The sequence below is a fragment of the Mycolicibacter heraklionensis genome (genome assembly GCF_019645815.1).
In the GTDB taxonomy this organism is placed as follows: Bacteria; Actinomycetota; Actinomycetes; order Mycobacteriales; family Mycobacteriaceae; genus Mycobacterium; species Mycobacterium heraklionense.
On sequence record NZ_CP080997.1, the window covers coordinates 1,602,697 to 1,626,444 of the forward strand.

21 protein-coding genes, 2 tRNA genes and 1 pseudogene are annotated in these 23,748 nt (G+C 66.6%); 13 read left to right on the forward strand and 11 right to left on the reverse strand.

Annotation, left to right across the window (positions count from 1 at the left end; all coding sequences use genetic code 11):
• Positions 1–131 precede the first annotated feature (131 nt).
• Together K3U94_RS07570 and bcp are read right to left on the reverse strand one after the other, a co-directional pair.
• Positions 132–605: a VOC family protein gene (locus tag K3U94_RS07570; RefSeq protein WP_220696108.1), complete on the reverse strand. Its 474-nt coding sequence runs from the start codon at positions 603–605 to the stop codon at positions 132–134.
• 40 nt (positions 606–645) lie between these two features.
• Positions 646–1,119 (reverse strand): thioredoxin-dependent thiol peroxidase, encoded by a 474-nt coding sequence (gene bcp, locus K3U94_RS07575; RefSeq protein ID WP_047321298.1) that lies wholly within the window; start codon positions 1,117–1,119, stop codon positions 646–648.
• A gap of 92 nt (positions 1,120–1,211) precedes the next feature.
• Here bcp and K3U94_RS07580 point away from each other — a divergent pair, with 92 nt between their 5' ends.
• Together K3U94_RS07580 and K3U94_RS07585 are read left to right on the forward strand one after the other, a co-directional pair.
• Complete coding sequence (locus K3U94_RS07580; protein WP_047321278.1) at positions 1,212–1,439, forward strand: DUF3618 domain-containing protein; 228 nt, start codon at positions 1,212–1,214, stop codon at positions 1,437–1,439.
• Between the two features lie 66 nt (positions 1,440–1,505).
• Positions 1,506–3,842 carry an APC family permease gene (locus K3U94_RS07585; RefSeq protein WP_220696109.1) on the forward strand — a complete coding sequence of 779 codons (2,337 nt, stop codon included), beginning with the start codon at positions 1,506–1,508 and terminating at the stop codon, positions 3,840–3,842.
• A gap of 12 nt (positions 3,843–3,854) precedes the next feature.
• On the opposite strand, the gene K3U94_RS07590 is transcribed toward K3U94_RS07585, so the two are convergent.
• Entirely contained in the window at positions 3,855–4,775 is a 921-nt protein-coding gene (locus tag K3U94_RS07590) for a DUF3761 domain-containing protein (RefSeq protein ID WP_230987497.1), read from the reverse strand.
• Between the two features lie 151 nt (positions 4,776–4,926).
• Positions 4,927–4,999: transfer RNA gene (locus K3U94_RS07595), tRNA-Lys, on the reverse strand.
• A 235-nt stretch (positions 5,000–5,234) separates the two neighbouring features.
• On the opposite strand from K3U94_RS07595, the gene K3U94_RS07600 reads away from it, so the two are divergent.
• Positions 5,235–6,383, forward strand: coding sequence for a L,D-transpeptidase (locus tag K3U94_RS07600; protein ID WP_412178222.1), 1,149 nt, complete (start codon positions 5,235–5,237; stop codon positions 6,381–6,383).
• 14 nt (positions 6,384–6,397) lie between these two features.
• Here the strand turns inward: K3U94_RS07600 and K3U94_RS07605 are convergent, their stop codons facing one another.
• Both K3U94_RS07605 and K3U94_RS07610 read right to left on the reverse strand, forming a co-directional pair.
• Positions 6,398–7,183: a VldE C-terminal domain-containing protein gene (locus K3U94_RS07605; protein WP_220696110.1), complete on the reverse strand. Its 786-nt coding sequence runs from the start codon at positions 7,181–7,183 to the stop codon at positions 6,398–6,400.
• A gap of 204 nt (positions 7,184–7,387) precedes the next feature.
• The gene (locus tag K3U94_RS07610; RefSeq protein WP_220696111.1) at positions 7,388–8,533 is read right to left on the reverse strand and encodes a PE-PPE domain-containing protein; all 1,146 of its coding nucleotides are present in this window, start codon (positions 8,531–8,533) and stop codon (positions 7,388–7,390) included.
• 225 nt (positions 8,534–8,758) lie between these two features.
• Here K3U94_RS07610 and K3U94_RS07615 point away from each other — a divergent pair, with 225 nt between their 5' ends.
• Both K3U94_RS07615 and K3U94_RS07620 read left to right on the forward strand, forming a co-directional pair.
• Positions 8,759–10,192, forward strand: coding sequence for an alkaline phosphatase family protein (locus tag K3U94_RS07615; protein WP_220696112.1), 1,434 nt, complete (start codon positions 8,759–8,761; stop codon positions 10,190–10,192).
• A gap of 76 nt (positions 10,193–10,268) precedes the next feature.
• Positions 10,269–10,859, forward strand: a complete 591-nt coding sequence (locus tag K3U94_RS07620; protein ID WP_220696717.1) for a class I SAM-dependent methyltransferase — start codon at positions 10,269–10,271, stop codon at positions 10,857–10,859.
• A gap of 68 nt (positions 10,860–10,927) precedes the next feature.
• On the opposite strand, the gene K3U94_RS07625 is transcribed toward K3U94_RS07620, so the two are convergent.
• Both K3U94_RS07625 and orn read right to left on the reverse strand, forming a co-directional pair.
• Positions 10,928–11,000, reverse strand: a tRNA-His gene (locus K3U94_RS07625).
• Between the two features lie 34 nt (positions 11,001–11,034).
• Entirely contained in the window at positions 11,035–11,691 is a 657-nt protein-coding gene (gene orn / locus K3U94_RS07630) for an oligoribonuclease (RefSeq protein WP_220696113.1), read from the reverse strand.
• Between the two features lie 75 nt (positions 11,692–11,766).
• Here orn and K3U94_RS07635 point away from each other — a divergent pair, with 75 nt between their 5' ends.
• Complete coding sequence (locus K3U94_RS07635) at positions 11,767–13,311, forward strand: helicase HerA-like domain-containing protein (protein WP_047321396.1); 1,545 nt, start codon at positions 11,767–11,769, stop codon at positions 13,309–13,311.
• On the opposite strand, the gene cmrA is transcribed toward K3U94_RS07635, so the two are convergent.
• Positions 13,308–14,114, reverse strand: a complete 807-nt coding sequence (gene cmrA, locus K3U94_RS07640; protein WP_220696114.1) for a mycolate reductase — start codon at positions 14,112–14,114, stop codon at positions 13,308–13,310. The genes K3U94_RS07635 and cmrA overlap by 4 nt on opposite strands.
• 90 nt (positions 14,115–14,204) lie before the next feature.
• Between cmrA and K3U94_RS07645 the strand changes: the two are divergent.
• From K3U94_RS07645 to K3U94_RS07655, 3 genes and pseudogenes are all read left to right on the forward strand, one after another.
• Positions 14,205–14,782, forward strand: a pseudogene (locus K3U94_RS07645) (IS607 family transposase).
• Complete coding sequence (gene tnpB / locus K3U94_RS07650; protein ID WP_220696115.1) at positions 14,782–16,170, forward strand: IS607 family element RNA-guided endonuclease TnpB; 1,389 nt, start codon at positions 14,782–14,784, stop codon at positions 16,168–16,170. Before K3U94_RS07645 ends, tnpB begins: the two are co-directional and overlap by 1 nt.
• Positions 16,167–17,504 carry an MFS transporter gene (locus K3U94_RS07655; RefSeq protein WP_220696116.1) on the forward strand — a complete coding sequence of 446 codons (1,338 nt, stop codon included), beginning with the start codon at positions 16,167–16,169 and terminating at the stop codon, positions 17,502–17,504. The genes tnpB and K3U94_RS07655 overlap by 4 nt, the downstream gene beginning before the upstream one ends.
• Here the strand turns inward: K3U94_RS07655 and K3U94_RS07660 are convergent.
• Together K3U94_RS07660 and K3U94_RS07665 are read right to left on the reverse strand one after the other, a co-directional pair.
• A complete protein-coding gene (locus K3U94_RS07660; protein ID WP_220696117.1) occupies positions 17,479–18,249 on the reverse strand; it encodes an MmpS family transport accessory protein in 771 nt (256 codons plus the stop codon). The two genes, K3U94_RS07655 and K3U94_RS07660, sit on opposite strands and share 26 nt — an antisense overlap.
• A gap of 66 nt (positions 18,250–18,315) precedes the next feature.
• Entirely contained in the window at positions 18,316–18,969 is a 654-nt protein-coding gene (locus K3U94_RS07665; RefSeq protein ID WP_047321399.1) for an SACE_7040 family transcriptional regulator, read from the reverse strand.
• Positions 18,970–19,071: 102 nt separating this feature from the next.
• On the opposite strand from K3U94_RS07665, the gene K3U94_RS07670 reads away from it, so the two are divergent.
• The 4 genes from K3U94_RS07670 (at position 19,072) to K3U94_RS07685 (ending at position 23,742) form a co-directional block, all read left to right on the forward strand.
• Positions 19,072–20,712, forward strand: coding sequence for an AMP-binding protein (locus K3U94_RS07670; RefSeq protein WP_220696118.1), 1,641 nt, complete (start codon positions 19,072–19,074; stop codon positions 20,710–20,712).
• A gap of 74 nt (positions 20,713–20,786) precedes the next feature.
• Positions 20,787–21,536 carry a CoA transferase subunit A gene (locus K3U94_RS07675; RefSeq protein ID WP_220696718.1) on the forward strand — a complete coding sequence of 250 codons (750 nt, stop codon included), beginning with the start codon at positions 20,787–20,789 and terminating at the stop codon, positions 21,534–21,536.
• Positions 21,533–22,174, forward strand: a complete 642-nt coding sequence (locus tag K3U94_RS07680) for a 3-oxoacid CoA-transferase subunit B (RefSeq protein ID WP_220696119.1) — start codon at positions 21,533–21,535, stop codon at positions 22,172–22,174. Before K3U94_RS07675 ends, K3U94_RS07680 begins: the two co-directional genes overlap by 4 nt.
• Positions 22,171–23,742, forward strand: coding sequence for a carboxyl transferase domain-containing protein (locus tag K3U94_RS07685; protein WP_220696120.1), 1,572 nt, complete (start codon positions 22,171–22,173; stop codon positions 23,740–23,742). Before K3U94_RS07680 ends, K3U94_RS07685 begins: the two co-directional genes overlap by 4 nt.
• Positions 23,743–23,748: the final 6 nt, after the last annotated feature.

The following is a 23,748-nucleotide window of genomic DNA, read 5'->3' on the forward strand; positions in this document are numbered from 1 at the left end:
GTAGCGCGCCGACTCGGTCGGATCGGAGGCGCCACCCAAGCCCGACCGTTGGCACAATGCTCCGCCCGCCGGCAGCCCGTGGCTAGTGGACTGGTGTTTGTCAGGTCACAAGGCGTCGTTGTGAGATGTGGTCACCGGCCGTCGGCCGCGGCTTCCAACGCGGCGATGTCGAGCTTGACCATCGTGTACATGGCCTGCTTCGCCCGTAGCACTCGCTGGGGATCTGGATCGGTCATCAACTCCGACAACCGTTGCGGGATGATCTGCCAGGACAATCCGTAGCGATCGGTGAGCCAGCCACACTGGACTTCCTTACCGCCGGCGCGCAACGCGTCCCAGTAGTGGTCGACCTCGGCCTGGTCGGCGCAGTAGACCTGGATCGAGATGGCCTCGTTCAACGTGAAGTCTGGCCCGCCGTTGATCGCGGAGAACTGCCGTCCGTCGAGGTCGAACAACACTTCCAGCGGGGTGCCGTCGCGCTCGGGGTTTTCCGCGCCCCAGTACGAGACGGTGGTGACCTTCGAATTGGGGAAGATCGACACGTAGTACTCGGCGGCCTCCAATGCCTGGGTGTCGAACCACAAACTCGTCCGGATGACAGGCATGAGCTGCTCCTTCTCGGTCGGCGGCTGGCGACCTCGGCGGTCAGACCGATAGATCTCGCCGCAGTTTCGCTACGTGGCCGGTGGCCCGCACGTTGTACTGGGCCTCGGCGATCTTGCCCTGCTCGTCGACGACGAACGTCGAGCGGATGACCCCCTGCACCGTCTTGCCGTACATCTTCTTCTCACCGTAGGCGCCCCAGGCCGCCAGCACCGTGCGGTCGGGGTCGGACAGCAGCGGGAAGGTCAATCCCTCGGTGTCGCGGAACTTGGCCAGCTTGGCGGGCTTGTCGGGGGAGATGCCGACGACGTCGAGGCCGGCGTCGTTGAAATCGCGCAGGTTGTCCCGGAAGTCGCAGGCCTGCTTGGTGCAGCCTGGGGTGGAGGCCGCCGGGTAGAAGTAGACGACGACCCGTCGTCCCCGGTAGTCGGCCAGTGACACGGTGTTGCCGTCGGCGTCGGGAAGGCTGAACGCGGGCGCTTCATCACCAGGCGCCAGGCGTGCGGTGTCGGTCAACAACTGCCCCTTTCTGCTCGCCGGAGCGTGAGACGAACCCCGGCTGCTCTAGGGTAGTTCGACAGGGGCAGCATCGGACAGGGAGGACGACAGTGGCGGAACGCGATCCCGACACGATTAAGAAGGACATCGATCAGGCCCGCGAGCAGCTGGCGTCGACGGTTGACATCCTCGCGGACCGGGCTAACCCCCGCCATTTGGCCGACCGGGCCAAGGCCCGGGCGATCGAGATCGTCACAAAACCTGCGGTGATGGCCTCTCTGGCCGGTGTCGGCGGCCTGATTGTCGTCCTGGCGATTCGTCGAATCCGCAACCGCTGATAGCCCCGCGCGCGAGCGCAAAAATTGGGTCTGGCGGCGTGACGCTGCCGGGGTGAAGATATTGCGATGCGCGCCCAACAGCCCCCGGCGCCGCGGCCCGACCCGATCGGCTACACGCTCAAACGGCTGGTGCTGGGGCGGCCGCTGGTCACCGGTGCGCTGCGCTCCGAACGACTGTCGAATCCGGTTGCACTAGGCGTACTTTCACCCGACGCGATCTCCTCGAACGCCTATGGCGTCGAAGAGATCCTGATCGAACTGCTGCCGTTCGCCGGCCTGGCCGCGTTCGCGCTGCTGCTGCCCATCACCGGTGTGGTGCTGCTGATCCTGGTGCTGGTCACCGCGTCGTATCGCCAGGTGGTGATGACCTACACCCGGGCCGGCGGCTCCTACATCGTCTCGCGGGAGAATTTTGGCCCCCGGGTGGCGCAGGTCGCCGCTGCGGCGCTGCTGATCGACTACGTGGTGACCGTCGCCGTGCAGTCCGCGGCCGGCACCGTCGCCGTCGTCTCCGCGATCCGCCCACTGGGGCCCTACAGCCTGGAGATCACCGTCGCGGTGGTGATCGTGATGTGTTACGCGAACCTGCGTGGCCTGCGGGAAGCGGGCCGCACATTCGCGATACCGACCTACTTCTTCGCGGGCATGCTCGGGCTGATGATCATCACCGGCGTGGTGCGCGAGATCTTCTGGGGCTTACCGGTTTACGACGCGGAGCATCTACCCGGAGCGGTGCCGGTCCACCAGGGCAACGGGCTGATCATGGGGGCGACCATCCTCGTGGTGCTGCGGGCGTTCGCCAACGGCGGGTCATCACTGACCGGTGTGGAAGCCATCTCCAATACCGTCAGCGTGTTCAACAAGCCGCAGGGCGTGAATGCCCGGCGGGTGCTCACCACGATGGCGTGCATTCTGGGCTTCCTGCTGGCCGGCGTCACCTACCTGGCCTACCGCACCCACACCCCGCCGTACGCGGCCGGATATCCCTCGGTGCTCTCCGAGGTGGCCCGGGCGGTGTTCGGCGGCGGCTGGCTGGGCCAGGTCTGCTACGTGCTGGTGCAGACGGCAACGGCGTTGATCCTGTTCACCGGAGCGAACACCAGCTTCAACGGGTTTCCGATGCTGGCCAGCTTCGTCGCCGAAGACCGATTCCTGCCCCGCCAGTTGACCAAGCGCGGGCATCGGCTGGTCTTTTCCAACGGCATCATCGTGCTCACCGTCCTGGCGGTGACTCTGCTGGTGGTCACCGGTGGTTCAGTCAACGCGCTGGTGCCGTTCTACGCGATCGGGGTGTTCACCGGATTCGCGATGGCCGGCTACGGCATGGCCAAACACCATGTGACGCATCGGGAATCGGGCTGGCGGTACAAGCTCGCCATCAATTTCTCGGCGGGACTGCTGTCTACCGTGGTGGTGGCGATCTTCGCGGTGGCGAAATTCACCGAGGGAGCCTGGCTGGTCGTGGTCGTGTTCCCACTGCTGGTGCTGGTGCTGATCCGGCTCAACCGGGAATACCGCGCCGAGGCCGCGATCCTGGAGCGATTCCGCACCGACCGGCCCGACGTCGTCAAATACGCCCGTCACCGGGTGATGGTTTTCGTGCATTCGCTGGACCTGGCGGTACTCGAAGCGCTGCGCTACGGCAAAGGGCTCTACGCCGACGATCTGGCCGCGGTGCACCTGGTGGTCGACGCCGCGCACGCCACACTGCTGCAGCAGCGCTGGGAGTACTACGGCCTGGACACCCCGCTGCGGGTGGTCGACTGCCCGGACCGCCGGCTGACTCGCACCGCCCAGCAGCTGGTCGACACGGCGCGGGCCCAATATCCGGACTGCCACGTGACCGTGTTGCTGCCCCGGCGCACCTACGCGCCGCTGCTGGGGCGCCTGCTGCACGATCGCACCGCGGACAAGATCGCCAAGGCCGTGAGCCTGGTTCCCGACGCGGCGGCGACGATCGTGCCCTACGACGTGCAGTCGCGCGTGCGTCAGGCGTTCCCGGACCTATTCGAACAGCGCCTGGTGCGCGAAGTCGGGAAGCTCCAGCAGTGGGTGGCGCGCCACGACCAGCAGGACGTGGACCGCTACGAGCATCCGGCGCCGCCACCGGACGCCATCGCGGTGGACGCCCTCATCGTCGGGCACCTGGCCACCGTCGAGGGGCGGGTCAACGAGGTCGACGACACCATCAGGAACGGCAAGCCGGTCCGCGTCGCGGTGGTCGGAGACGGCACCGGCGAGCTGCGCGCGACATTTCCCGCGGGGCGGGGCACCGACATCGCCCCCGGTGATGTGGTTGCGCTCACCGGCAAGGCGCGGCGAAACGGCAACGGACCGGTGTACATGTCTGACCCGAGCTATCGAATCGTCACAGCGACGGGCGAACAGCGGACGTCGCAATAGTGCGAAGCCCGGTCATGGTTGGCTGTCCAGCCATGCAGCGACGCCGCCATGGCCCGCGCAGGAACCATTCCGGCGAGTTGAGAACGAATACGTGCCGTCTCGGCACTGCGCGTTGGCTCCCGCTGGCGCAGAAGGGAAGGCAGATGGCTGCGATGTCGTCGGATGGCTCGTCGGTGGCGTCCCGCTCGACTCACCGGTCTTTGCGCCCACGACCCGGACCAGAACAACAATGACGACGACTGCGACGACAACGGCCGCAAGTACCCAAAGCCACTTCGGCACAGAACGTTTTGTCGGTGCGTCCGCCGCATCCGTTATGTCCTTTTCTGCCGGGGCATTCGCCGACGCGGGGCGTTGGGCCTGCTCCGCCGGCAAGCTTTGGGAGAGTGCGAACCACTGCTCGGAGATGCTCTTGAACCGCTTGAGCTGTTCATCGGGAAGTCCGCACTCTTGTGCCTGACGGTGAACTCGCCGCCAGACGAGTCCGTATTCGCTGGCCACATCGGCGCTCGGTGCGGTCCCCCTCGAAGGCGGGATGGGTGAGTAGGGGTACTCGTCGGGCGGAGCGGGGTAGCCGGGGGCGGGGAATCCTGCCGTGCGTTGGGCGAGCCAGAGCCACGCCATCGTCTCGGCTTTCGCTTTCCTCAGCGCTTCTGCGACGTCTTCTTCGGGCACCACTTTGGTGATGGTCTTGAGGGCAGCGCCCTTGGCATCGTCAGCCTTGCCCAGTCCGGCGACGACGGCGTAGCTCTCGGCCTGCACAGAGGTTGGTGCGATCACCCACTGCCCGGGCACCGGCGGCTCGTTAAAGGGCCAGTGGCAGAGGTCTTCAGGACCGTCATCGGTGACCGGCTTGGTTAGGGAACGGTGGGCAACCCGGACGATCGTCGGTCCCATACCGGTGCCGCCGTCCTTGTCGTTTTGCGTCTGCACGCGTCGAGTATTCGGCTACCGGACCGTGGAGGGAAGTCATGGGAGCGTGGCTTGTGAGCGAGCCCACTTCGGATCCGGCGGGACTGCCACCTCGGGTCGACTGAGTGTCAGCCGCAGTGTGCTGCGCTACACCGAAATGTCTTCTGAGCTGTGCGCCGTCAGGGTTTCGAACCCCGGACCCGCTGATTAAGAGTCAGCTGCTCTACCAACTGAGCTAACGGCGCCGTGCGGTCAAGAACCGCGAAAGAGACAATAACAGGCGCCGCGCCGGGAGACGAAATCGCGACGTCAGGGCGCTCTCCCGGACGGAACAGCGGCAGTGTCGATTACCCACTAGACTGCCTGCGAGCAGCATCAGCACGGTCAGGTGGGAAAAGCATGGGGCAGGTCGGTTTGGCACAACGCTGCCGGGGGTTAGGGTCCCGGGCAGCGGCATTGCTGATGGTTTCGGCTGCGGTGATGAGCATGAGCGCCTGCGGCAGCAACGCCGACGCCGAAGCGGCCAAGATCATCACCGACAAGGGCACCCCCTTTGCTGACCTGCTGGTTCCCAAGGTCACCGCGTCGGTCACCGACAAGGCGGTCGGTGTTGCGGTGGACGCGCCGGTGACAGTGACCGCCGAGGACGGCGTGCTCGATTCCGTCACCATGGTCAACGAGTACGGCGCAGTCGTCGACGGCAAGCTCAGCGCCGACGGATTGACCTGGGCGACATCCGAACAGCTCGGCTACAACAAGCGCTATACGGTCAACGCGAAGGCGCTGGGACTCGGTGGCGTGACCAGCCGGCAGATGACATTTCAGACGCACTCGCCGCAGAACCTGACCATGCCTTACGTCATGCCGCGTGACGGCGAGGTGGTCGGCGTCGGTCAGCCGGTAGCGATTCGATTCGACGAGAACATCGTCGACCGCGAGGCGGCCGAGAAGGCGATCACCATCACCACCGATCCTCCGGTGGTGGGCGCCTTCTACTGGCTGAACAATCGCGAGGTGCGCTGGCGCCCGCAAGCCTTCTGGAAGCCGGGAACCAACGTGGACGTGCAGGTCAACACCTATGGGGTGGATCTGGGCAACGGGGTCTACGGACAGGACAACGCGGCCAGCCACTTCGTCATCGGCGACGAGGTGATCGCCACCGTCGACGACGACACCAAGTCGATGGTGGTGCGCATCAACGGCGAAGTGGCCAAGACCATGCCGGTGTCGATGGGCAAAGAGAGCACCCCGACCAACAACGGCACCTACATCGTCGGCGAGCGTTTCGCGCACATCGTCATGGACTCGTCCACCTACGGGGTGCCGGTCAACTCGCCCAACGGGTATCGCACCGACGTCGACTGGGCCACCCAGATCTCCTACAGCGGCATCTTCGTGCACTCGGCCCCGTGGTCGGTGGGAGCCCAGGGCTACGCCAACACCAGTCACGGCTGCATCAACGTCAGCCCCAGCAACGCGCTGTGGTTCTACGACCACGTCAAACGCGGCGACGTGGTGCAGATCAACAACACCATCGGCGCACCACTGGCCGGCGACGAGGGCCTGGGCGACTGGAATGTGCCGTGGTCGCAGTGGCAGGCCGGCAACGCCAAAGATCCGGTGCGCTGACGCGCTAGGCGCGGTCAGGCCGGGGGCGGTTCGCCGTCCTCGCGCAGGTACTCCTCGTTGCCGTTGGGATAACCCCCGCCGAACGTGGTGATGTGCACGTGGTCGTAGTGGCCGTTGCCGCGACCGCTGGGCCCCGCCGGCGTGTAGTAGGTGCCGCGCCAGATCGCGTCCTGCATGGCGAACCGACCGGCGTTCTGCCTGACGTAGTCGACGATCTGGTCTCCCAACGCGATGCCCTCGGGGCTACCCGGGTTGGGGATCATCACGTCGATGGCCAGGCCGGAGGGATGCCAGCGCTGGCCGTCGGGACGCACGCCGATCATGTCGTGAATCTGCGGGAACGCTTCGCTGATGCTGCGTGCGACGAGGATGGTCTTGACCTGCATGCCGCGCTCGTTGACGATTCCCGGCGGCAGCGCGTGCGGCGCCGGCATGGACCAATTGGTCACCAGATCGGGCGCGGGCGGTCCCCAGTCCTGTGGCGGGGGCGGAATGTCCTCCGGGGGCGGAGGTGGTCCGTCTTCGGGTGGTGGGGGAGGCGCGTCCTCCGGCGGCGGAGGCGGCAGGTCTTCGGGCGGCGGCGGAGGCGCGTCCTCCGGCGGCGGGGGTGGCCCGTCCTCAGGTGGTGGGGGAGGTGCGTCTTCCGGTGGTGGAGGGGGCGCTTCCTCGGGCGGCGGCGGCGCATCGGCGGCGGCCGGAGGTGGAGGTTCGTCGTTGTTTCCCGGCTCGGCACCGACGCCGCCGGCCAAGAACACGGCGGCCGGCAACAGAGTCGTCGCGGCCAGAACCGAGGATTTCATGCGCAGATCTACTAGTCCTTGCGTGAGCACGCAGGGAACCGTAACCAAAACGTTATCTCGACATCAACCCGGCACGCGGAAAGGCGCGTCCGAAGTGGATGGCCGGCGGTAGGGCAATCACGGGTTGCGCGGCAGTCAGACCAGGTCAGCCTGGTAATGGGCGCCGGTGATCTCGAACGTGATGAGCGGGTGTTCGCTAGATCACTAAATCCCGAACACCGCGGCGATTGCTGACACCACATCGGTGAAATCAGCCTGGGCGGCCTCGGCCAGCGGCGTCAGGGCCGACCAGGGCGGGAACAGATCACTGATCGCGTTCTGAAAACCTTGCTGGGCGCCATCGATGAGTGCTTGCTGGACGGCGGACCAGTCCAGGCCGGTCGGGAACAATCCGAGGGGAGTAGCCACATTCGCCGGTCCCGGGAACCAGCCGTCGGTGATGTTGCCGTAGCCCAGGTTGACCAGGATCCTCATATCGGGCTCCAGCAGGTCATAGAGCGGCTGCCCGATCACCGGCAGGAGTAGTAGTGGGGACAGCAGCGGCAGGGTCTGCGCCGGAATCATGTAGTAGTTCGTCAGGCCCTCGCCGGTGAGTTCCGCAGAGCCCGGCAACAGCACCGCGTTGCTGATCTGATCAGCGTCGATACTCAGATACTCCAGATGCTGGGTGAAGATGCCCATGAAGGCGTTGAGGTCGGACAGCAGGTTGAGCGGATAGCGGGGGAAGTCGGCGAAACCGTCGTACTCGAAGTTGTAGATGTCGGTGGGGTACAGATTGTCGGGCGTCGTCGGGAACACTCCCAAGCCGGACCAGATACCCCCGTTGGGGGCAACGGGATCGCCGACCAGCATGAAGCGCACGAGGTCGCTGGGTACGCCCTGGGCGTGCAGCTGGTCCATGGTCAGGCCGGAGAATCCGGCGCTTTGCGAGTACCCGAACACCACGACCGGATTTTCCGCACTGACTCCTCCGCCGGCGATCTGCTGCTGAATCGCGGTCGTCAGGATCTGTGCCCCTTCGATCCGTGACTCGGCCTTGTCGAAAAACAGCCGTTCGGGCGTGGTCAGGATCTGGATGGTGCCGGTAAAGCCATGCGGTTGCAGGTAGAGCTCGTTGGCCAGGTCGGCGTAGCGCTGGCCCGGCGTCGGAATCCCGCTGGGGCCCAAGATCAGGGCGGTGCCGCCCCCGAGCGGGGAGCCGGCTGTATCGCTGGCGGTCAGCCGCACATCGGCCGTGCGTGGGCCGTCGGCGGACGGCATCGGCAGGGCCGCGGTGATCAGTCCCGCGGTGACGGCCGTGAGGGGCCCGATAACTCGAAGCCGGCGGGTGGGCTTAGGAGCGGACCACATCGAGAGTTCCTCCCTACAGCGTCAGCGACGCTGTCCTACGCCCCCCGGCGGCCGAGATTGCCGGTTTCAATATCGGGGACGCGGCGGATGGCGTCAACGCCACATCCGGGAAGGCCGGTCCGCGAGCCCTGCGCTGGGCGAGTTCCCCGCAAATCCTGAGCATTGCCTGTGTGATTGCTAGTGTCGTCGGCAGTCTCGCGCAAACTTCGACGAGGGAATCCGATCGTGACAAAGGTGCAGCGGTTTCTGTGCGGTGCGACCGTCGCCGGCCTGGTTGCCGGAACGGGGGCGGTGGTAGGGGCGCAGACGGGGCCGTCCGAGCTGCGCGCCGACTGGATGCTGGCCGCGGAGCACGTGCTGCTGATCGGTACCGACGGCACCAACTTGGACAAGATCCTGGAGTACGCCTACAACGCGGGCAGCGGCTTCAAAACCGCGATGGACCAAGGCATTACCGGAACCGCAAGCCTGATTAACCACACCACCTTCTCCGGCCCGTCATGGTCAACGATCCTCACCGGCGTATGGGACGACAAGCACGGGGTGACCAACAACCTGTTCAGCTCCGAGCCGTACAACCTGTGGCCGACCGTGTTCAACCTGCTCGAGTACTACAAGCCCGAGGTCAACACTTCGGTGATCGCCGACTGGGACTACATCAACGACATCGCTGCTGCGGGCGGCTACCCGGCCGACAGCAACATCTTCGTCCCCTTCGAAACCAACTGGGCCGACGCCGACGCGCTGGTCACCGCGCAGACCATCGCTCAGATCCTGGCGACCGCGGACAACCCGGACGACATCTCCAACTTCCTGTTCTCCTACCAAGTGCAGGTCGACGAGGCCGGACACGGATTCGGTGGCGGGTCGCCCGAATACGCCCAAGCTGTCGTGAACGTCGGCGCCAACATCCAGCAGATCTTGGCCGCGGTCGAGCAGGTCAAGGCGACCACCGGTGACGACTGGTCGATCATCATCACCACCGACCACGGCCACCAGCAGTCGCTGGGACTCCTGGGCCACGGCTTCCAGTCGCCCAACGAGACGTCGTCTTTCGTCATCTTCGATCAGGCCGGCGAGCACGCGAGCGACGGCAGCCAGAACCTGAACTTCTCCACCGTCGACATCACACCAACGATCTTGTCGCTGTTCGGAGTTCCGCTGCGGTCGGACTTCGACGGCGTCTCGATGGCCAACGACCCGAGCATCCTGAACAGCACCGTCACACCCGTCGACCTCAAGCAGGCCCTCCTCGACGCGATCGCGATGTCCGGCTATCCCAATATCGGAAACGAGATCGCGCTGGCCGTCCGCACGGTGGTCACCTCCATCCCGTACGGGCTCAATCTCGTCGTCACCGAGATCGACAAGCTCCTGCAGTCGATCGTCGACCAGGACATCTTCCTGATCAGTGGGCTCGCCCAATTCGCCCAGCAGATCAACGATTTCGTGGGCGGTCTGGTGGTGGACACGAGCGTTGCGCTGGCTCGGGGCGTTGCGTACCTGACCGGATCGGGAGTCATCGCGCCGACCGACCCGCCGCTGCCGGGCGCCTCCGAGTTCTCCGACCCGTGGGGGCTACTCACCGGGGACAGCAGCCTGTTCGCGCCCGACCATACGCTCGGGGGATTCGAGCTGCCCGCGCTGCTGGATGCCTGATACGCATCGGGCTCGGGCTGATCCCAGGCCACGGAGGCCGAAGTTAGGGTAGCCTAATTTCATGCCTACAACGTGGATGGACGCTGTGATACGTCAGGTGCGCCGGGTTGGTGACTTCCCTTTTCCGCACCAGGCCGCCTTCCTGCTGGACAATCCGCTTCACCGACGCTTTGTCAATCCTGGTGGCGTGGTCGAGCAGCTAGCGCTTGGCGGAGGTGAACGAGTGCTGGAGATCGGACCTGGTCCGGGGATCTTCAGTATTGAGATCGCCCGCCGGCTGACGACCGGCCACCTCGATCTTTTCGATATCCAACCGCAGATGCTGGAGAAGGTGAGGCGAAAAATTGAGGCTGCCGGCTACCGCAATGTGCAGTTTCACTCGGGCGACGCCAGTGACGGGCTTCCCTTCCCCGACAACACTTTTGATCTTGCGTTTCTGGCTAGCGTGATCGGCGAGGTTCCGGACAAAGCGGCATGTGCGGAGTCTTTGCAGAAAGTGATCAAGCCGGGTGGGCGGCTGGTCTTCCAGGAGATATTCCTTGACCCCGATCGACTGGGCGTCGCAGAACTACGTGCTCTTTTCGAACCCAAGGGCTTTGTGCTCAAGTCCGCGACGGGAAACCGATGGCGTGACATCGTGGAATTCACTCGGGGTGAGGCTGCCTAGGCGCCTTTCGCGCTGGCGTCTTCAAGAACGCAGAAGGTGGGAGGGCAAAAATGCCCTCCCACCTGCGGGGTGGCTGACGGGACTCGAACCCGCGACACCCAGGATCACAACCTGGTGCTCTACCAACTGAACTACAGCCACCATTGCTGCCGACTAGCAAGCAGCGTCGTCGATACTAACCGCTAGGGCGCTCAGCGACCGAATCGATATCGTCGGGCGCGTCCACCGGCGGCCCCAGTTCCCCGGCGATCGCGGCAATGTCGCTGGTAGACGGCCCGGGCGGGGCGACGAACGCGGTGCGCCGGTAGTACTTCAATTCCCGGATGGACTCGTGGATGTCGGCCAGTGCGCGGTGCGCCAGGCCCTTCTCCGGCTGGCCGAAGTAGATCCGCGGATACCAGCGACGGCACAACTCCTTGATCGAGCTGACGTCGATCATCCGGTAGTGCAGGTAGTCGTTGAGGGCGGCCATGTCGCGAGCCAGGAAGCCGCGGTCGGTGCCGATCGAGTTGCCCGCCAGCGGCGCCGTCTTGGCCTGCTTGACGTGGGTGCGGATGTAGTCGAGCACCATCGCTTCGGCGGTAGCCAGGTCGATCGTCGACGCCCTGACCTCGTCGATCAGGCCCGATCGGGTGTGCATCTCGGTCACCACCGGGCTCATCGCGTCCAGGTCCGCGTCGTCGGCATGGATCACCACGTCAATACCGTCGCCCAGGATGTTCAGCTCACCGTCGGTGACCAGGACGGCGATCTCGATGAGCTTGTCCGAGCCCAGATCCAGGCCGGTCATCTCACAGTCGATCCAGACGAGTTCGTCTCGTGCAGCACTCACAGTTAGCCAACGTTAGCCGTTCGCCGCGGGCATAGCCGCACAGCGGTACAGACCGGCCAAGTAGTGTCGTGACCTGTGAGTCCCGACTCGGCGGCGAACGCCGCGCAGCAGATCGCGGCCGGCTACGCCGCCGACGGCCAGGCCCTCGAACTGGGCACGGTAGTCATCGACGGCACCGCAGACGCCGCCGCGCAGGTCCGCATTCCGCTGGCCACCATCAACCGGCACGGGCTGGTGGCCGGCGCCACCGGCACCGGCAAGACCAAGACATTGCAGGTGATTGCCGAGCAGCTGTCCGCCGCCGGTGTCCCGGTGCTGATGGCCGACGTCAAGGGCGACCTGTCCGGGCTGTCGCGCGCCGGAGAGGCCGGCGACAAGGTCACCCAGCGCGCCAGCGAGACCGGCGACGACTGGGCGCCGACGGCGTTCCCGACGGAGTTTCTGTCGCTGGGTACCGGCGGCATCGGTATTCCGGTGCGGGCCACCATCTCCAGCTTCGGCCCGATTCTGTTGTCGAAGGTGCTGGGCCTCAACGGCACCCAGGAGTCGACGCTGGGCTTGATCTTCCACTGGGCTGACCAGCAGGGGCTGCCGCTGCTGGATCTGAAGGATCTGCGAGCGGTCATCACCTATCTGACCAGTGACGAAGGCAAACCGGAACTGAAAGCGCTGGGGGCGGTGTCACCGGCGACCGCCGGGGTGATCCTGCGTGCGCTGGTCAACCTGGAGGCCGAAGGCGCCGACACCTTCTTCGGGGAGCCGGAACTGGACCCCAAGGATCTGATCCGCCTGGACCCCCAAGGGCGCGGCATCATCTCGCTGCTGGAACTCGGCGACCAGGCGGCGCGCCCGGTGCTGTTCTCCACCTTCTTGATGTGGGTGCTGGCCGACTTGTTCACCTTCCTGCCCGAGGTCGGTGACATCGACAAACCCAAGCTGGTGTTCTTCTTCGACGAGGCGCACCTGCTGTTCACCGACGCCTCCAAGGCTTTCCTCGACCAGGTCGAGCAGACCGTCAAGCTGATCCGCTCGAAGGGCGTCGGCGTGTTCTTCTGTACGCAGTTGCCCACCGACGTGCCCAACGCGGTGCTCTCGCAGCTGGGTGCGCGCATCCAGCATGCGCTGCGGGCCTTCACCCCTGATGACCAGAAGGCGCTCAGCAAGACGGTGCGCACCTACCCGAAAACCGATGTCTACGACCTGGAATCGGCGTTGACCTCGCTGGGGATCGGCGAGGCCGTCGTCACCGTGCTTTCCGAGCGAGGCTCACCCACCCCGGTGGCGTGGACCCGGCTGCGGGCGCCGCGCTCGCTGATGGCCGCCATCGGCAACGACGCGATCCGCGCCGCCGCCCAGGCCAGTCCGTTGCAGGTGCAGTACGGCCAGACCATCGACCGGGACTCGGCGTACGAGCGGCTCAACGCCAAACTGACTCCGCTGCCGGACCTTCCCGGCGATGTGGACCTGCCGGACCTGCCGCCGCCACCGCCGCCGGAGCCGGGTTTCTTCGAGAAGGTGTTGGGCAATCCGGCCGTCAAGAGTGCGATGCGTTCCGCCGGAACCGCTTTCGGCCGCGAGATCACCCGCAGTATCTTCGGCACCGGTCGGCGCCGGCGCTAACCCCCGCCGAGCTTCTTGTAGACCGCTCCCACGATCGGCGTGACGATGGCGCGCGGCGCATAGCCACTGGCCATCGACATGGCCTTGGAAGTGATCCCGGGTACGACGCGCATCTTGTTGCGCGCCAGTGCATCCAGCGACAGCTTCGCGGTGTGTTGTGTGGAGATCCACAAAAAGTCGGGGATCAGCCTGTCGACCAGCGAGGCCTCGGCGGCATCGGGCATCTCGGCACGCACCGGCCCGGGCGCCAGCAACGTCACGTGCACCCCGGACTTCAGCAGCTCGCCGCGCAGCGATTCGCTGAACGTGTTGGCGAACGCCTTGGTCGCGGCGTAGGTGGCGTTGTTGGGGATCGGTGAGTTTCCCGCCGCCGAACCGGAGATCAGGATGCCCCCGGCGCGGCGCGCCAACATACCCGGCAGCACGGCCAAGACCAAGTCATGCACCGCCACCGCGTTCAGCTGTACCTGGGCCTTCTCCGCCACCGGATCCAGACCGGAGATCGGCCCGAACGTCGCGGTTCCGGCGTTGGCGCACAGCACGGAGATCTCCCGCTCGGCCAACTCAGCGCAGAACGCGTCACGGGCCGGTGGATCGGCCAGGTCGACCGCCCGCACCTCCACCGCGACCCCGTACTTGTCACGCAACCGCGCCGCCACGTCGTTGAGCACATCTTCGCGGCGCGCGGTGATGATCAGGGCGTGGCCGCGGGCGGCCAGCTCGGTGGCCAGCGCCTCACCGATCCCCTGGGACGCTCCGGTGACGACGGCGCGGGCATCTGGGCTGGGAGCAGGAATTGGCATGGGGCAATCGTAGAGTGCCACTCATGGACGAGCCGGGGTTGCGGGCTGAGTGGTCAGTAGTTGTCGGCGGTGTGCTGTAAGAACAGAGGCATGAATCTGACGGCGTGGGCTGAGCGCAACGGTGTTGCGCGGGTGACCGCGTATCGCTGGTTTCACCCGGGCCAGTTGCCTGTTGCGGCGCAACGGGTGGGGCGGCTGATCCTGATGAACGATGTAGCCGCTGAGCCAGTCCAGAATCGGCGGACGGCGGTGTATGCGCGGGTCTTGTCGGCGGATCAGAAGACCGATCTGGATCGGCAGGTGGCTCGGGTGACCGCGTGGGCCACTGCTGAACAGATTCCGGTCGACAAGGTGGTGACTGAGGTCGGTTTGGCATTGAACGGGCGCCGCCGTAAGTTCCTGGCCTTGCTGCGCGACCCGACTGTTAGTCAGATCGTGGTGGAGCACCGGGATAGGTTCTGCCGTTTCGGCTCTGAGTATGTCGAAGCCGCACTCGCTGCCCAGGGCCGCGAGTTGCTCGTGGTTGATGCCGCTGAGGTAGACGACGATTAGTACGCGATATGACTGAAATTCTCGCCAGGATGGGCGTCCGGCTTTACGGGAAGCGGGCTGCGGCTAACCGAGCCAAACGTGCGATTGCCGCTGCCGGCGATGGCGAGGCGGCCTGATGGCGCGCTTCGATATTCCCGAGGGTTGGTCGGCGCAGGCGTTCCGGTTCACGTTGGACCCGACCGAAGCCCAAGCTCGTGCGCTGGCACGACATTTCGGCGCTCGTCGTAAGGCATACAACTGGGCTGTGGCCACCTTGAAGGCCGATATTCAGGCGTGGCGTGAGACTGGCATCGAGACGGCGAAGCCTTCGCTGCCGGTGCTGCGAAAGCGGTGGAACCAGGTCAAGAACGATGTGTGTGTCAATGCCGAGACCGGTGCGGTGTGGTGGGCGGAGTGCTCGAAGGAGGCCTACGCCGACGGGATTGCCGGCGCGGTGGATGCCTACTGGAATTGGCAGACCTCTCGTGCCGGCGCCCGGGCTGGCCGGAGAGTTGGTTTTCCGCGATTCAAGCGCAAAGGCCGTGACTGCGACCGCGTGTCGTTCACGACCGGGGCGATGCGGGTGGAGCCCGACCGCCGCCACCTCACACTTCCGGTGATCGGCTGTGTACGCACCCATGAGAACACCCGCCGGCTGCAACGGCTCATCGCGAAAGACCGAGCGCGGGTGTTGGCGATCTCGGTTCGCCGCAACGGTACCCGAATGGATGCGAGTGTGCGCGTGCTGATGCAGCGCCCCCAGCGGCCCAACGTGGCATTCCCGGGTTCGCGGGTCGGTGTCGATGTGGGGGTGCGTCGACTGGCGACCGTGGCCAACGACACCGGTGAGGTCATCGAGCGAGTTGCCAACCCGCGCCCGCTCGATGCCGCCCTCACGCAGCTGCGGCGGGTCAGCCGGGCTCGGTCGCGCTGCAGGAAAGGCTCACGGCGCTATCGTGAGCGCACCACCGAGATGTCCCGGCTGCACCGCCGGGTCAACGATGTCCGTACCCATCACCTGCACGTCCTGACCACGCGATTGGCCAAAACCCACGGCCGCATCGTTGTCGAAGGCTTGGACGCTGCCGGGATGCTGCGGCAAAAGGGCCTGTCAGGGGCGCGCGCCCGCCGGCGCGCGCTCTCCGATGCGGCTCTGGGCACCCCGCGCCGGCACCTGTCCTACAAGACGGGCTGGTACGGATCGTCACTGGTGGTCGCCGACTGTTGGTTCCCCTCGTCGAAAACCTGCCACGCCTGCGGGCATGTGCAAGATATCGGCTGGGGCGAACAGTGGCGATGCGATGACTGCTCGACATCGCACCACCGCGACGACAACGCCGCGATCACCCTCGCACGCTACGAGGAGCCCGCTATGGGCAATAGTGTCGTCGGCCCAGTTGGGGCCGCCGTCAAGCGTGGAGCCGACCGTAAGACCCAGCCTGGCCGGGCAGGTGGCCGTGAAACGCGGAAGGGAGGCAGTCACACGGTTGCCGAACATCCCCGAGACGGGGTGCAAGTCGCGTGACCACTAATGATCACTCACTTGCAACGGCGGACAAGCCGGGGCGATCCCGGATCGTGGCGTGGGCCCTGTGGGACACCGGCGCGGCCGGTGTCAGCGCCATCGTGGTGACGTTCGTGTACTCGGTGTATCTGACCAGCAGTGTCGGCCGCGACCTGCCCGGACAGGTGTCCCCGGCCAGCTGGCTGGGCCGCACCCTGGCCATTTCCGGGCTGACCGTGGCCGCGATAGCGCCGGTGATCGGGGTCTGGGTGGCCGCCCCGCACCGTCGTCGCGTGACGCTGGCGGTGCTGACCGGTACCGCAGCGGTGCTGACCGCCTCGATGAGCCTGATCCGTGACGAACCCGCCTACCTGGCTCCGGGACTGCTGCTGCTGGCGCTGGTCGCCGCGTGCGGCGACCTGGCCGGCGTGCCCTACAACGCCATGCTGCGGCAGCTGTCGACGCCGCAGAACTCCGGGCGGATCTCCGGCTTCGGCTGGGCGGCGGGCTATGCCGGCAGCGTGGTGTTGTTGCTGCTCGTCTATGTGGGCTGCATCGCCGGCAGCGGTCCCACCCGCGGCCTGCTCGGCTTGTCCACCGAGGGCGGCCACAACATTCGGGTGGCGATGCTGCTGGCCGCGGCCTGGCTGACGGTGTTCGCCTTGCCGTTGCTGCTCACCGCGCACCGCCTGGCCGGCGAGGGCGAGGAGCCTCCGCTGCGGCTCGGGTTCTTCGGCGGTTACCGCCAGCTGTGGCGCGACATCACCGCGGAATGGCACCGCGACCGCAACCTGGTCTTCTACCTGGTGGCCAGCGCGATCTTCCGCGACGGGCTGGCCGGGGTGTTCGCGTTCGGTGCGGTGCTCGGCGTCAACGTCTATGGCATCTCGGCCGGCGACGTCCTGATCTTCGGGGTGGCCGCCAGCGTGGTCGCCGCGGTGGGCGCTATCACCGGTGGCCTGCTCGACGACCGGATCGGATCCAAAACCGTCATCGTCGGGTCACTGGTCGCGATGATCGCCGCCGGCACCACGCTGATGACGCTGTCCGGACCCCGGGCGTTCTGGGCCTGTGGGCTGGTGCTGTGTCTGTTCATCGGGCCGACCCAATCCGCGGCGCGCACCCTGCTGCTGCGGATGGCGCAGGACGGTCGGGATGGGTTCGAAGGGGTGGCGTTCGGCCTCTACACGATGACCGGTCGGGCGGTGTCGTTCCTGGCGCCGTGGCTGTTCTCGGTCTTCGTCGACGTCTTCGGCACCGACCGGGCGGGCATGGGCGGGCTGTGCACGGTGTTGTTGCTCGGTCTGCTCGCGGTCCTGCCGGTGCGCGTCAGCCGGCCGCCGCGCACACCGTGAGGATCGAACCGGTGCGCTGACGGACCCGGGTGCCGTCCACCGATACCGAGCAGGTGATCTGCTCGCCGAAATTGACCACCGTGACCGCCGCGGCCGTCGTCGCCGGCGGCGTCAGTGTCACCTGCTTGCTCCACGGCAGAGCCACATTGAACTCGGTCTGCAATATTCCGCCGGTATCGATATAGGCGATGCTGAGCGCCCTGCCGGTCCCGCTGACGCTGTAGACGATCGTCTCGGGGACACCGGCGGTGGTCGAGGTCGTCGGTGGCGGTGCGGTCGTCGTGGTGCTGGGCGCGGGAGTCCGTGACGGTGGCGGAGTGGTGGTGGGGACGCGCTTGGGAACCGGGGTGCTTGGCGCTGTCGGCAGCGGGGTCACCGGCGTCACGGTGGCCGAATTGCGCTGCGAGCCATTGGCGATCACCAGGGCGATCACCATGCCGACCACCAGCAGCACTGCGGCACCGGCCACCAGAAACAGCCAGTTGGGGAATCTCGGGGGCTCCGGCGGTCCGCCCTCGCCGCCGCCTACCGGTCCACCTGGCGGGGGCTGGGGCGGCTCCCAGTGTTGCCGCGGCAACTGCTCGGTCGGGTGGGGAGCCTGCGGCGGATAGCCGGGCGGGTACGTCGGGAGCTGCCCGGCGTACGCCGGGTCGACGTATGGCGGAAAGCCGTAGGTCGGCGGTTCGGACGCTCCACCGCGCTGCCACTGCTGATTGGAACCATCCGGTCGGTACGGATCGGTCATGCCCACCTCATGGCTTGCAGGGTACCTGCGCCGAGCGCTCGCGGCCGGGACGTCGGGCGCGCCCGACTAAATTCCGACGGCGCCCAGCGCGCTGATCGTCATCGCCCGCAACACCGCTCGCGAGCGTTCCGGCCCGGCCGATTTGGCTCCGGAGGGCTTCACGCTGTGCGGGGTCGAGTTCAACAAGCCGAACGCCGCATGGGCCATCAGCCGCGCATCGGCCTCGGCCAGCCCGGGACGCAGCGCACACAACACGCTCACCCACACCTCCACGTACTGACGCTGGGCGCTGCGCACTTGGCGCTGCGCGGCGGCCGGCAGATGCGCCAGGTCACGGTCCTGGATCCGAATCAGGTCCGGCTCGCCGAGGGCGAAATCGAGATGAAAATCGACCAGGCCGTCCAGCACTTCCTGCGGGCTGCGTCCGCTGGCTTCGACGGCGCGCGCCCCCGCGAGCAGCCGGGTGCTGATACCGACCAGCAACTCCACCAGCAGTGCTTCCTTGCCCGCGAAGTGTCGGTAGATGGCCGGGCCGCTTACGCCGGCGGCCGCGCCGATGTCCTCCAGCCGCACGGCCGGGTAGCCGCCCTGGGCGAAGAGGCGTTCGGCGGCCGTGAGCAACTGGCTACGCCGGTCGGACTTCAGCCGGCTGCGCCGGTTGGCCGGCTCGTCGTTGCCCGCCGAGTCGGCCGAGATGGACTTCGGAATGGAAGAAGCCATCACGCCTCCGCTCCGTCGTGGACATCTCAGTTAATGGCCACTAACGTAACACCCGTCGCCTCGGAACACATCCGACTTCGGGCGGCACCGGTGGAGGGGCCGATGGCAACTGCGGTACCCGCGGCACAGGACGACTTGTCCTACGCCCGCGGCGGGTCCCACCCCGCCCTGTTGGAGACGACGATCGGCGCCAACCTCGCGGCCACCGCGAGTGCGTTCCCCGATCGCGATGCGTTGGTTGACGTTCCGTCGGGCCGGCGCTGGACCTACGCCGAACTCTCCGCCGATGTGCGGCGTCTGGCCACCGGCCTGCTGAAAGCCGGTATCAGCACGGGGGACCGGGTGGGCATTTGGGCGCCCAACTGCGCCGAATGGGTTTTGACCCAGTACGCCACCGCCGAGATCGGCGCAATCCTGGTCAACGTCAACCCCGCGTACCGCACCCACGAATTGGCCTATGCGCTCAAGCAATCCGGGGTCGCGATGGTCATCTCAGCATCGCGTTTCAAGACGTCCGACTACGTCGGCATGCTGCGGGAGGTGGCCCCCGAATGCCCGGATCTGCGCGAGGCGGTGTTCATCGGCTCTGCTCGGTGGCAGGAGCTGGCAGGTACGCCGATCGATGCGACAACACTGACGCAGGTGGCGGCGACACTACAAGCCCACGACCCCATCAATATCCAATACACCTCGGGCACAACGGGTTACCCCAAGGGCGCGACGCTAAGCCATCGCAACATCCTCAACAACGGCTACCTGGTCGGTGAACTGCTCGGCTACACCGAAGCGGATCGGATCTGCCTTCCCGTGCCGCTTTATCACTGCTTCGGTCTGGTGATGGGGAGCCTGGCGGCGACCAGTCACGGCGCGGCCATCGTCTTGCCGGGGCCCGGCTTCGATCCGGCGGCCACGCTGCGGGCCGTGCAGGATGAGGCGTGCACCAGCCTCTACGGGGTGCCGACCATGTTCATCGCCGAGCTCGGCCAGCCCGACTTCGGGCAGTATGACCTCACCAGCCTGCGCACCGGGATCATGGCGGGATCGCCGTGCCCGGCCCAGGTGATGCGACGGGTCATCGACGACATGCACATGGCCGGGGTCGCGATCTGCTACGGCATGACCGAGACCTCCCCGGTGTCGACCCAAACCCGCGCCGATGACTCGCTGGCGCAGCGAGTCGAGACCGTCGGGCAGGTCGGCCCGCATCTCGAGATCAAGCTGACCGACCCGGACACCCGCGCGACGGTGCCGCGCGGGCGGGTCGGCGAGCTGTGCACCCGCGGCTATTCGGTGATGACCGGTTACTGGAACGACCCGGACAAGACCGCGGCGGCCATCGATGCGGGCGGCTGGATGCACACCGGCGACCTGGCCGTCATGGACGGCGACGGCTATGTGCGCATCACCGGGCGGATCAAGGACATGGTGATCCGCGGCGGGGAGAACATCTACCCGCGCGAGATCGAGGAATTCCTCCACACCCATCCCGACATCCGCGACGCCCAGGTCATCGGCGTGCCCGACGACACCTACGGCGAGGAGCTGATGGCGGTGGTGATGATGCGCGACGGGGCGCCACCACTGACCGCCGAGCGGCTGCGGGAGTTCTGCACCGGGCGCCTGGCGCACTTCAAGGTGCCGCGGTACGTCCGGGTCGTGACCGAGTTTCCGATGACGGTCACCGGCAAGGTCCGCAAGGACGAGATGCGCCAGCAGGCAATCGAGCATTTGGGCGGCGGCTGACATGGCTGCCTGAGAATGGTATTCTCTGGCATCAGTTAATGAACATTAACTGAAATGAGGAGGCGCGCGTGGCGATAGACAAGGTCGTGGCGACGGCGGCAGAGGCCGTGGCCGACGTGACCGACGGCGCGTCACTGGCGGTTGGCGGGTTCGGACTCTGCGGCATTCCGGAGGCGTTGATCGACGCCCTGCTCCAGCTCGGGGTCACCGATCTGGAGACGGTGTCGAACAACTGCGGCGTCGACGGCGTCGGCCTGGGAGTGCTGTTGGAGCACAAGCGCATCCGCCGCACCGTCAGCTCCTATGTGGGCGAGAACAAGGAGTTCGCCCGGCAGTTCCTCTCCGGCGAGCTCGAAGTGGAGCTGACCCCGCAGGGGACCCTCGCCGAGCGGCTGCGTGCCGGCGGCGCCGGAATCCCGGCGTTCTACACGCCCACCGGCGTGGGCACCCAGGTCGCCGACGGCGGCCTGCCGTGGCGCTATGACGGGGCCGGCGGGGTGGCGGTGGCCTCGCCGCCGAAGGAGACCCGGGAGTTCGACGGGCGCACCTATGTTCTGGAGCGGGCGATCCGCACCGACTTCGCGCTGGTGCACGCCTGGAAGGGCGACCGGCACGGCAATCTCGTCTACCGCGAGGCCGCCGCCAACTTCAACCCGGACTGCGCTGCGGCGGGCCGGATCACCATCGCCGAGGTCGAGCATCTGGTGGAGCCCGGCGAGATCTGCCCCGCCGAGGTGCACACCCAGGGAGTTTTCGTGCACCGCGTGGTGCATGTGCCCAATCCGATCAAGCGAATCGAGCGGGAGACGGTGCGCGAGTCATGACACTCACCAGAGACGAGCTGGCCGCGCGAGTGGCCTCCGAGCTGCGCGACGGGCAGTATGTCAACCTCGGCATCGGACTGCCCACCTTGATTCCCAACCACATTCCCGACGGCGTCAGCGTGGTGCTGCACTCGGAGAACGGAATCCTCGGGGTCGGCCCTTACCCGCTGCGTGAAGACCTCGACGCCGACCTGATCAACGCCGGCAAGGAAACGGTGACGGTCCTGCCCGGAGCGTCGTTCTTCTCGTCGTCGGCCTCGTTCGGAGTCGTCCGCGGCGGGCACCTCGACGTGGCGGTCCTTGGCGCCATGCAGGTTTCGGCCGCCGGGGACCTGGCCAACTGGATGATCCCCGGCAAGATGATCAAAGGCATGGGCGGGGCGATGGACCTGGTGCACGGCGCGCGCCGGGTGATCGTGATGATGGAGCACGCCGCCAAAGACGGCAGCGCCAAGATCGTCGAGCAGTGCACGCTGCCGCTGACCGGGGCCCGCTGCGTCAACCGGATCATCACCGACCTGGCCGTCATCGACGTCACCGAGGCGGGCTTGCAGCTGGTCGAGACCGCCCCGGGCGTCTCCGTCGACGAAGTCGTCGCAAAAACCGATGCTCCGCTGGATCTTTCGGCACTGTCATGACCGCACCGGCATTCGCTGACGAGCACCGTCGCCTGGTCGCCGAACTCAACACCAAGCTGGCGGCGGCCGCCCTCGGCGGCAACGAGCAGTCCCGGCAGCGCCACGTGGCTCGCGGAAAACTGTTGCCGCGCGACCGGGTTGACCGGCTGCTGGACCCCGGCAGCCCGTTCCTGGAACTGGCCCCACTGGCCGCCGACGGGATGTACGACGACGAGTGTCCCGGGGCGGGGATCATCACCGGCATCGGTCGGGTCGCGGGGCGCGAATGCGTGGTCGTCGCCAATGACGCCACTGTCAAAGGCGGCACCTACTACCCGATCACGGTCAAAAAGCACCTGCGTGCCCAGGAGGTGGCGCTGGGCAACCGGCTGCCGTGCCTGTACCTGGTGGACTCCGGGGGAGCGTTCCTGCCCCGCCAGGACGAAGTCTTCCCCGACCGTGAGCACTTCGGTCGGATCTTCTACAACCAGGCCACCATGAGCGCTCAGGGCATCCCACAGATCGCGGCGGTGCTGGGTTCGTGCACCGCGGGCGGCGCCTACGTTCCGGCGATGAGCGACGAGGCCGTCATCGTCCGGGAGCAGGGCACCATCTTCCTCGGCGGACCACCGCTGGTGAAGGCCGCCACCGGCGAGGTGGTGACCGCCGAAGAACTCGGCGGCGGCGACCTGCACTCCAAGGTCTCCGGGGTCACCGACTATTTGGCCGACGACGACGAGCACGCGCTGCGCATCGTGCGCGAGATCGCGGCGACCTTCGGGCCGCGCCCCGAAAGCCCCTGGGAGATCAGCGACTCCGTGGAACCCCGCCACGATCCGGCCGAGCTCTACGACGTAGTTCCGCCGGACCCGCGGGTGCCCTATGACGTGCGGCAGGTGATCGTCCGGCTGGTCGACAACAGCGAGTACAGCGAGTTCAAGGCCGAGTACGGCAAAACCCTGGTGACCGCGTTCGCGCGCATCCATGGCCACCCGGTCGGGATCATCGCCAACAACGGTGTGCTGTTCGGTGAATCCGCGCTCAAGGGGGCGCACTTCATCGAACTGTGCGACAAGCGCTCGATCCCACTGGTGTTCCTGCAGAACATCGCTGGCTTCATGGTCGGCCGCGACTACGAGGCCGGCGGCATCGCCAAGCACGGAGCCAAGATGGTCACCGCGGTGGCCTGCGCGCGGGTGCCCAAGCTGACGGTCGTGATCGGCGGCTCCTACGGGGCGGGCAACTACTCCATGTGTGGTCGGGCGTATTCGCCGCGGTTCCTGTGGATGTGGCCCAATGCCCGGATCTCGGTGATGGGTGGCGAGCAGGCGGCGTCGGTGCTGGCCACCGTGCGCGGCGATCAACTCGACGCGGCCGGCAAGCCGTGGTCGGCGTCCGACGAGGAGGCCTTCAAGGCCCCGATCCGCGAGCAATACGAGGCGCAGGGCAACCCCTACTACTCGACCGCGCGGTTGTGGGACGACGGGATCATCGACCCGGCCGACACCAGAACAGTGCTGGGCCTGGCGCTTTCGGTCTGCTCGAACGCGCCTTTGAACCCGGTCTCCTACGGCGTATTCCGGATGTGAGCGGAG

Bases quoted from the DNA above. Each gene is read 5' to 3' on its own strand.
- tnpB (WP_220696115.1), top strand. From the start codon at position 14,782: ATGGCGCGCTTCGATATTCCCGAGGGTTGGTCGGCGCAGGCGTTCCGG.
- K3U94_RS07680 (WP_220696119.1), top strand. From the start codon at position 21,533: ATGACACTCACCAGAGACGAGCTGGCCGCGCGAGTGGCCTCCGAGCTG.
- K3U94_RS07585 (WP_220696109.1), top strand. From the start codon at position 1,506: ATGCGCGCCCAACAGCCCCCGGCGCCGCGGCCCGACCCGATCGGCTAC.
- K3U94_RS07570 (WP_220696108.1), bottom strand. From the start codon at position 605: ATGCCTGTCATCCGGACGAGTTTGTGGTTCGACACCCAGGCATTGGAG.
- K3U94_RS07660 (WP_220696117.1), bottom strand. From the start codon at position 18,249: ATGACCGATCCGTACCGACCGGATGGTTCCAATCAGCAGTGGCAGCGC.
- K3U94_RS07600 (WP_412178222.1), top strand. From the start codon at position 5,235: ATGAGCATGAGCGCCTGCGGCAGCAACGCCGACGCCGAAGCGGCCAAG.
- K3U94_RS07620 (WP_220696717.1), top strand. From the start codon at position 10,269: ATGGACGCTGTGATACGTCAGGTGCGCCGGGTTGGTGACTTCCCTTTT.
- K3U94_RS07605 (WP_220696110.1), bottom strand. From the start codon at position 7,183: ATGAAATCCTCGGTTCTGGCCGCGACGACTCTGTTGCCGGCCGCCGTG.
- K3U94_RS07685 (WP_220696120.1), top strand. From the start codon at position 22,171: ATGACCGCACCGGCATTCGCTGACGAGCACCGTCGCCTGGTCGCCGAA.
- K3U94_RS07610 (WP_220696111.1), bottom strand. From the start codon at position 8,533: ATGTGGTCCGCTCCTAAGCCCACCCGCCGGCTTCGAGTTATCGGGCCC.
- cmrA (WP_220696114.1), bottom strand. From the start codon at position 14,114: ATGCCAATTCCTGCTCCCAGCCCAGATGCCCGCGCCGTCGTCACCGGA.
- K3U94_RS07665 (WP_047321399.1), bottom strand. From the start codon at position 18,969: ATGGCTTCTTCCATTCCGAAGTCCATCTCGGCCGACTCGGCGGGCAAC.
- K3U94_RS07670 (WP_220696118.1), top strand. From the start codon at position 19,072: ATGGCAACTGCGGTACCCGCGGCACAGGACGACTTGTCCTACGCCCGC.